Below are 6,460 nucleotides of genomic sequence, written 5' to 3'. Positions count from 1 at the left end.
TCGCGCCGTGTCTGCTTGCGCTTGCCGTTGTACTCCGCGTCGCCAAAGCTCAGCTGCATCGAGATCGTCCGCTCGGTTCGTTGATCCATTGTGGCAGTATCAGATGGAGTTGTTCAGACCTTCCCTAAGCTCATGAACTCGCTCGGGTTTGCAGAAACGGACGCGACCGGCGGGAATCGGGAATCGGGAATCGAAAAAGCGTGCGATTCCAACTTTTCTCAGCCAGGGCAAGGCTGCTCCAGCGATTCCCGATTCCCATGACTACCAGCACATCCGCTATACCCAACTTCTACATAGCATTGCCTTCAACCTAGCGGGAGATGGCGATGAGCGAGCCGGATGTCCATCTGAGGAAGTTCCAGAAGGAACTCAGTGCCGGCACGGTGTCGTTGGCCTTGCTGGCGGTGCTGGCCCAGGCCGGGGAGCCGCTGTACGGCTATCTGATCGCCAAACGGCTGGAAGGTCTGGAGGGCGTGCTCAGCGGCAAACAGAGTGCGTTGTATCCGGTGCTGCGCAACCTGGAAGGGGCGGGGTTGCTGCAGAGCCATGTCGAGCCATCGGCCTCCGGGCCGCCGCGACGCTATTACCGCATGACCGAGAGCGGGCGTGACTGCCTGCGCGACTGGACCGCCGCCTGGCGTGCCACCCGTGATTCCGTTGATTCCGTGCTGGAGGGAACCCGCTCATGATGACGACCGCACACCTACGTCCGTTACCGACCACCATTCCCGATTATCTGGTGCAGTTGCGCCAGGCGCTGTCCGGTGCCGACCCGGCCATGATCCAGGACGCGCTTTACGACGCCGAAGAATATCTGCGTGCCGAACTGGCAGAGCAGAAGGGCAAGAGCGAAGCCGACGTCATTGCAGGCGTGGCCGGCAGCTACGGGGCGCCCGAGGAAGTGGCCGAGATCTATCGCGAAACCGAAGTCACGGTGAGCCGCGCGTTGCGTCCGCCGCTGCCGCCCCGGCGCAGTACGTGGCTGGGCAAATTCTTCGGCGTGGCGGCCGACCCGCGGACCTATGGCGCGCTGTTCTACATGCTGCTGTCGCTGGTCACCGGCGTCTTCTATTTCACCTGGGTGGTCACCGGCACCAGCCTGTCATTGGGCCTGTTGATCCTGATCATCGGCGTACCGCTGCTGGTGCTGTTCTTCGGCTCGGTGCGGGTGCTGTCGCTGGTGGAAGGACGCGTGGTAGAGGCCTTGCTGGGGGTGCGCATGCCACGCCGCCCGCAGCATCCCGGTGCCCAAGGCGGCTGGCTGCAGCGCATCGGTGCGATGTTCACCGATGCGCGCACCTGGAGCACGATGCTGTACTTCCTGCTGATGCTGCCGCTGGGCATCGTCTACTTCACCGTGTTCATCACGCTGCTGTCGCTCTCGCTGGGACTGGCCGCTTCACCCTTCATCGCCTTGTTCGACACGACGGCAGTGCTGACCTGGGATGGCGTGGACATCACCGGTTCCTGGCTGACGCTGCCCTTGTTCGGGATGGGCGTGCTGTTGATGTTCGTGACGCTGCATCTGGCGCGCGCCTTCGGCAAGCTGCACGGCATGTTCGCCAAGCATTTGCTGGTCAAGAGCGGCGAGGGTTGAGTGCGAGGTGTGGTTGCGGGGACGAGTGGTAGGTGGCTGCGAGCCTCTCCGCTGCCGCGTGGTCTGCAGCGCAGCACCCGTAAGATGCAACGACGTAAAGCCGTGTTGCCGTGCAAGTGATTGGCTAGCGCCGTTTGACTCATTGCAGAGCGGCTTGCGGCCTGGCTGCGGGGGCTTGCCTGCCCACCCTTGCGCGATAGGTCGCACCTACGTGTTTGCAGGCTCTATGCGCATCCCTGACACAAAAGCTCCGTGACGGTGGGGCAGGCATGCATCAGCGAGATGGTCGGTGTGCATGGCGCAGGCCATGCATGATGCACGTATCCAGTAACGATGCATCCCCGTGTCAGCTACAACTCACGCGGCAGGCGCCTTGAGGCACGACCACCCACCGAGGTTGCTGGTTAGGGCAGCGCGCACACATGCAGGCGGAGCTTTAGTCTTCGTCTGAACCGGGAAACTGTGCAAAAAAAAGCGCCTTGATCGAGATCGATCAAGGCGCTTTTTTCATCCGATCAGGCGCGCTTGCCGCGCTTGCGGATCGGGGTGACGGTGGCCGGATCGCGGCTGCCCACAGGGTCGGCATCGTAGCGGGCGATGAACTCGCGCACCTGCGGGTACACCACTTCGCGCCAGCGGCGGCCGCTGAAAATGCCGTAATGGCCGGCACCTTCCACCACCAGATGGCGGCGGTGCGCCGCGTCGATGCCGGTGCACAGATCGTGCACGGCTTCGGTCTGGCCCAGGCCTGCAATGTCGTCCAGCTCGCCTTCGATGCTCAGCAAGGCGGTATTGCGGATTGCAGAGGGCTTGACCAGCTGGCCATCCACCTTCCACTTGCCCTGCGGCAGCAGGAATTCCTGGAACACCACGCGGATCGTGTCCAGGTAATACTCCGCCGGCATGTCGAGCACGGCGTTGTACTCGTCGTAGAACTGCCGGTGCGCTTGCGCATCCTGCAGGTCGCCCTTGACCAGGTCGGTGTAGAAATCCCAGTGCGACATCACGTGCCGGTTGGGGTTCATCGACAGGAAACCGGCGTGCTGCAGAAAGCCCGGATATACCTGACGGCCGTGGCCCGGATACGGGAACGGCACGGTGTGGATCAGGTTGTTCTGGAACCACTCGATGCCGTTTTCCGTCGCCAGGTTGTTGACCTGGGTGGGGCTGCGACGCGCATCGATCGGCCCGCCCATCATCACCAGCGAGCGCGGGGTGGGCTCGTTGTTGCTGGCCATCAGCGACACTGCCGCCAGCACCGGTACGGTAGGCTGGCACACGCTCACCACATGCAGGCGCTCTGCGCCGATGTGGCGGATGAACTCCTGGATGTAGGTGATGTAGTCCTCGAGCCGGAACGCGCCTGCCTCCAGCGGGACCATGCGCGCGTCCACCCAGTCGGTCACATAGACCTTGTGGTTGCGCAGCAGGGTGCGCACGGTGTCGCGCAACAGGGTGGCGTGGTGGCCGGACAACGGGGCCACCACCAGCACCGCCGGCTGCTCCTTCATCTTGCCGATCAGCTCGACATGGTCGCTGAAACGCTTGAAGCGCAGCAGGCGGCAGAACGGCTTGCTCAGCACTTCGCGCTCGATGATGGGCAGCGAATGGCCGTCCACTTCGACATCGTCCAGCGCCCAGGCAGGCTTTTCGTATTCCTTGCCCAGCCGGTGGAACAGCTCGTTGCTGGCAGCCATGCGTTCGGCGCCCGGGAGCGAGGCCCACAGGCTGTCGGGGTCGGAAAACATCTTGGCGTTCGCCTGGGCCTGATGCACCCAGGGGGCTAGCAGATTGCGGGTCAGCTCATGCAGTTGATAAAGCATTCCACCCATCCGTGCGGTTTTGCTGCCACGCAGCATACCGGTTTTGGCGCATTTGCACCTTAATGGGGCTGCGGACGGTTGAGGCTGTCACACGAAATATGGCAACAGGCCTTCCGTGGACAGGGCCCCTCTCCTGCGGGGCGAGAAGGCACCGCTTGCGCGCCATGGCGCGCGTGCCATGGCGCGCGTGCCTTGGAGCGCCCGCGCCGCAAGCGCGGGCCGGGGCGCGGAGCGGGGGTGGAGTGAGGGTGCGGAGCGAAGCTACACGCAATGCGTGCTTCAAGCCGCCAACACCCTCCTCAACCGCGCTCCAGCGACGACACCTCATTGGCCAGCTGCGCCGATAACCAGCAATGCGATCCCAGCGCGGTGAATCCCACGCTGCCAAAGCGCTTGCGATACCAGCGCGCCGGCCGCGGCTGGAAGCCGTCGTGGTCGCCTTCGAATGCGTCTTCCTGTGCAAAGGTCTCCAGGAAGGCGACGCCTGCGCACAGTTCGGCCAGCCCCGGCAGCCCCTGGTTGAATTCGCGGGTGGGCACGTAATGCAGGACGTCCGAACAGATCACCAGGTCCACCGGCGCGCACGGGCGCAGCCAGGCGAAGTCGCCGAAACGGGCTGGATGGATCTGGCGGCTGCGGCCATAGCGCTGCACGGCGTAGGCGCTGCTGTCGAACCCCAGATAGCTGAGCTTGGGGCGCAGCGCCAGCAGCGGGGCGCGCCATGCGCCTTCGCCGCAGCCCACATCCAGCACGCTGCGGATCGGGCGCTCCAGGTAGTACTCGGCCTGGCTGACGGCCAGTGCGACCTTGCGTCGCAGGCGCGCCGGGTCGGACAGGCCCGCGTTGCGGTACCAGCGGGTGAAATAGGCGGCGTCGTACTGTTTGTGATCGGGCGTGGACATATGTGACGCGCTTTCGCGCCCCTGGATAGGTGAAAATGCGGGCCATCCTACGCGAGCCAGCGGAGCCAGCGCATGACCTTGTATCTGTGGATCAAGACCTTCCACCTGTTGTTCGTCATCGCCTGGATGGCCGCGGTGTTCTACCTGCCGCGCATCCTGGTCAATATCGCCGAAGCCGGCAACGACACCGCGGTGCGCGCGCGCCTGGTGCTGATGGGGCGGCGGCTGTACACGTTCGGCCACAGCATGCTCGGCCTGGCGCTGCTGCTGGGCGCGGTGCTGTGGCAGGGCTACCGGGTGATACCGGATTTCCCGACGATGGTGGCCGGCGGCTGGCTGCACGCCAAGCTGTTTGCAGTGGCCCTGATTCTTGCCCACTACATCGTGTCCGGCCGCTGGGTCAAAGGCGCCGAACAGGGACGTGCCGTGCCCGGTGGTCGGGCCCTGCGTTGGTTCAATGAAGTGCCGGTGATCCTGCTGGTGGGCGTGATCTGGCTGGTGTTGGCCAAGCCGTTTTGAGCTAGGCCACAGCGGGGTTATGCAGGCTTGCTGGACTCGCTGGCGACGTCACCGAGCGCGAGGGCGTTGAGCGCGAGCTGGCCCACGGCAGGACCGGCGTCGCAAGCGCAGGACTGCCTCCACAGACGGGGTCGAGATGGGCTGTGCGCAGTCATGCCCCGGCGCGTCGCGTTCATGCAGTGACGGTAAAAACGGATCAGCTGCAGCGGCACGCTCGTCGATGCAACCGCGAGCGATGAGGCGCAAAACGACCGCATGGCAACCGTAGCGGTGCGTTATGCGTCGTTGTGCTGTTGCTCGAGATGCAAGTCCAGATAGCGCTTCTGGTGTCCGGCAAAGCCTTTTTTGCCGTACAGCGCGTAAATTTTCCCGAACACAGCGCGGGCGTCGGCTTCATTTCCGAGCTGCAGCAGTGCTTCGCCTTCGGTCATCAGCACGAGATGATCGGTGTGATCCGGATCGTCGTACATCAGCGCCATCACCTCGATCCATTTACGCACGTTGTCCTCATCGCCCAGATCGGCGTAGTCCGTCACGAAGCTCGCCGACAGGCTTTGCGGGTAGTAATCCCAGGCCTGCTTGGGCTCTGGGATCAGCGCCCACGCCTGCAATCCGAGGGCCAGCGAGTCCGCCAGGGCGCCGCTGCGAAACGCGTGCGTGGACAGCGCCAGCAGATGGTCGATCTCGGCCTTCAGGCCCGCCTCGATGTCGGGTTTTCTGGGCATGCTGGTCGCCTTGGTCGCGCGGGGCCCATTGTTCGAATGCGCGTCGCTGTAGTTGTCCCCAGATGACGCCTGGAGCGGCCGGCGATTACGCGCCGGTGTCCAGCTCGCGCAGGCCTTTGCGTGCCAGGTCGACCCAGGCGCGTTGCTCGCGTTGGTAATGCTTGGGCGAGGCGGCGGCATGGCGCAGCACCTGTTCGTACACTGCCTTGGCCTGGTCGTTGCGCGCGGTGCGCTGCAGCAGCTGCGCATAGCGCACGCGCGCCTCTTCGCCCGGATACCCCTGCGCCAGCGTCTCGTACTCGTGCAGCGCGGCATCGGTGTCGCCGCTGTCCTCGACGGCACGCGCATACAGCAGATGCCCGTCGTGCGAACGAAAGCCGGGGTTGGCCGCGATCAGTGCGTCCAGGGTCTGGCGCGTCTGCTGCGGCTGGCCCAGCCCGAACTGGGCCTTGGCCAGGCCCAGCATCAGGTGCGGATCATCGCGGTACAGCCCGCGCAGCGCGCCCTGGTAATGCTCGGCGGCCTGCGCGTAATCCCCGCGTGCCAGCAGGCTTTCAGCGAGCTGGCGACGATTTTCCGGGGTGTCGGCCACATCCAGCCGACGCGAGGCATCGCGCTGTTCGCGCTGCGGATCCAGGGTGTTGCGCACGCGCTTGAGGCTGCGGCGCGCGTTGGGGTCGTTGCGCAGGTCGGGAACCACCGCCACGAACACATAGACCAGCACCGCCAGCAACGAAAACGCCAGCAGCAGGAAGATCCAGTACAGCGGGCGCCCGCTGCGCACAACGTGGACGCAGCAGGCGGCCTGCAACAACAGCGAAATCAGCAGAAGTGGAGACATGCGGGTGAGGCATCCTTTCCATGGCCGCACACTCGGCGCGGCCGGTCATCGTG

Annotated in this window: 7 protein-coding genes; 3 read left to right on the top strand and 4 right to left on the bottom strand. The window is 64.6% G+C overall.

All coding sequences use genetic code 11. The features are described 5' to 3' along the window. Positions 1-326 precede the first annotated feature (326 nt). Positions 327-689, top strand: coding sequence for a PadR family transcriptional regulator (locus A7D17_RS10885; RefSeq protein ID WP_064509097.1), 363 nt, complete (start codon positions 327-329; stop codon positions 687-689). Beyond that, positions 686-1,597, top strand: a complete 912-nt coding sequence (locus A7D17_RS10880) for a sensor domain-containing protein (RefSeq protein ID WP_064509087.1) — start codon at positions 686-688, stop codon at positions 1,595-1,597. Before A7D17_RS10885 ends, A7D17_RS10880 begins: the two co-directional genes overlap by 4 nt. Positions 1,598-2,112: 515 nt before the next feature. On the opposite strand, the gene A7D17_RS10875 is transcribed toward A7D17_RS10880, so the two are convergent. Next, positions 2,113-3,456 (bottom strand): polyhydroxyalkanoate depolymerase, encoded by a 1,344-nt coding sequence (locus A7D17_RS10875; protein ID WP_161946540.1) that lies wholly within the window; start codon positions 3,454-3,456, stop codon positions 2,113-2,115. A 263-nt stretch (positions 3,457-3,719) separates the two neighbouring features. Further along, complete coding sequence (locus A7D17_RS10870) at positions 3,720-4,322, bottom strand: class I SAM-dependent DNA methyltransferase (RefSeq protein WP_064509086.1); 603 nt, start codon at positions 4,320-4,322, stop codon at positions 3,720-3,722. A gap of 72 nt (positions 4,323-4,394) precedes the next feature. Here A7D17_RS10870 and A7D17_RS10865 point away from each other — a divergent pair, with 72 nt between their 5' ends. Continuing rightward, positions 4,395-4,841 carry a CopD family protein gene (locus tag A7D17_RS10865; protein ID WP_029221660.1) on the top strand — a complete coding sequence of 149 codons (447 nt, stop codon included), beginning with the start codon at positions 4,395-4,397 and terminating at the stop codon, positions 4,839-4,841. A 275-nt stretch (positions 4,842-5,116) separates the two neighbouring features. On the opposite strand, the gene A7D17_RS10860 is transcribed toward A7D17_RS10865, so the two are convergent. Both A7D17_RS10860 and A7D17_RS10855 read right to left on the bottom strand, forming a co-directional pair. Further along, positions 5,117-5,566: a hypothetical protein gene (locus tag A7D17_RS10860; protein ID WP_064509085.1), complete on the bottom strand. Its 450-nt coding sequence runs from the start codon at positions 5,564-5,566 to the stop codon at positions 5,117-5,119. An 85-nt stretch (positions 5,567-5,651) separates the two neighbouring features. Further along, a complete protein-coding gene (locus A7D17_RS10855; RefSeq protein WP_064509084.1) occupies positions 5,652-6,407 on the bottom strand; it encodes a tetratricopeptide repeat protein in 756 nt (251 codons plus the stop codon). Positions 6,408-6,460 lie beyond the last annotated feature (53 nt).

Source organism: Xanthomonas floridensis, from assembly GCF_001642575.1.
Lineage (GTDB): Bacteria > Pseudomonadota > Gammaproteobacteria > Xanthomonadales > Xanthomonadaceae > Xanthomonas > Xanthomonas floridensis.
This window is presented reverse-complemented; position numbering and strand designations above follow the sequence as displayed.

Bases quoted from the DNA above. Each gene is read 5' to 3' on its own strand.
- A7D17_RS10880 (WP_064509087.1), top strand. From the start codon at position 686: ATGATGACGACCGCACACCTACGTCCGTTACCGACCACCATTCCCGAT.
- A7D17_RS10885 (WP_064509097.1), top strand. From the start codon at position 327: ATGAGCGAGCCGGATGTCCATCTGAGGAAGTTCCAGAAGGAACTCAGT.
- A7D17_RS10860 (WP_064509085.1), bottom strand. From the start codon at position 5,566: ATGCCCAGAAAACCCGACATCGAGGCGGGCCTGAAGGCCGAGATCGAC.
- A7D17_RS10855 (WP_064509084.1), bottom strand. From the start codon at position 6,407: ATGTCTCCACTTCTGCTGATTTCGCTGTTGTTGCAGGCCGCCTGCTGC.
- A7D17_RS10875 (WP_161946540.1), bottom strand. From the start codon at position 3,456: ATGCTGCGTGGCAGCAAAACCGCACGGATGGGTGGAATGCTTTATCAA.
- A7D17_RS10865 (WP_029221660.1), top strand. From the start codon at position 4,395: ATGACCTTGTATCTGTGGATCAAGACCTTCCACCTGTTGTTCGTCATC.
- A7D17_RS10870 (WP_064509086.1), bottom strand. From the start codon at position 4,322: ATGTCCACGCCCGATCACAAACAGTACGACGCCGCCTATTTCACCCGC.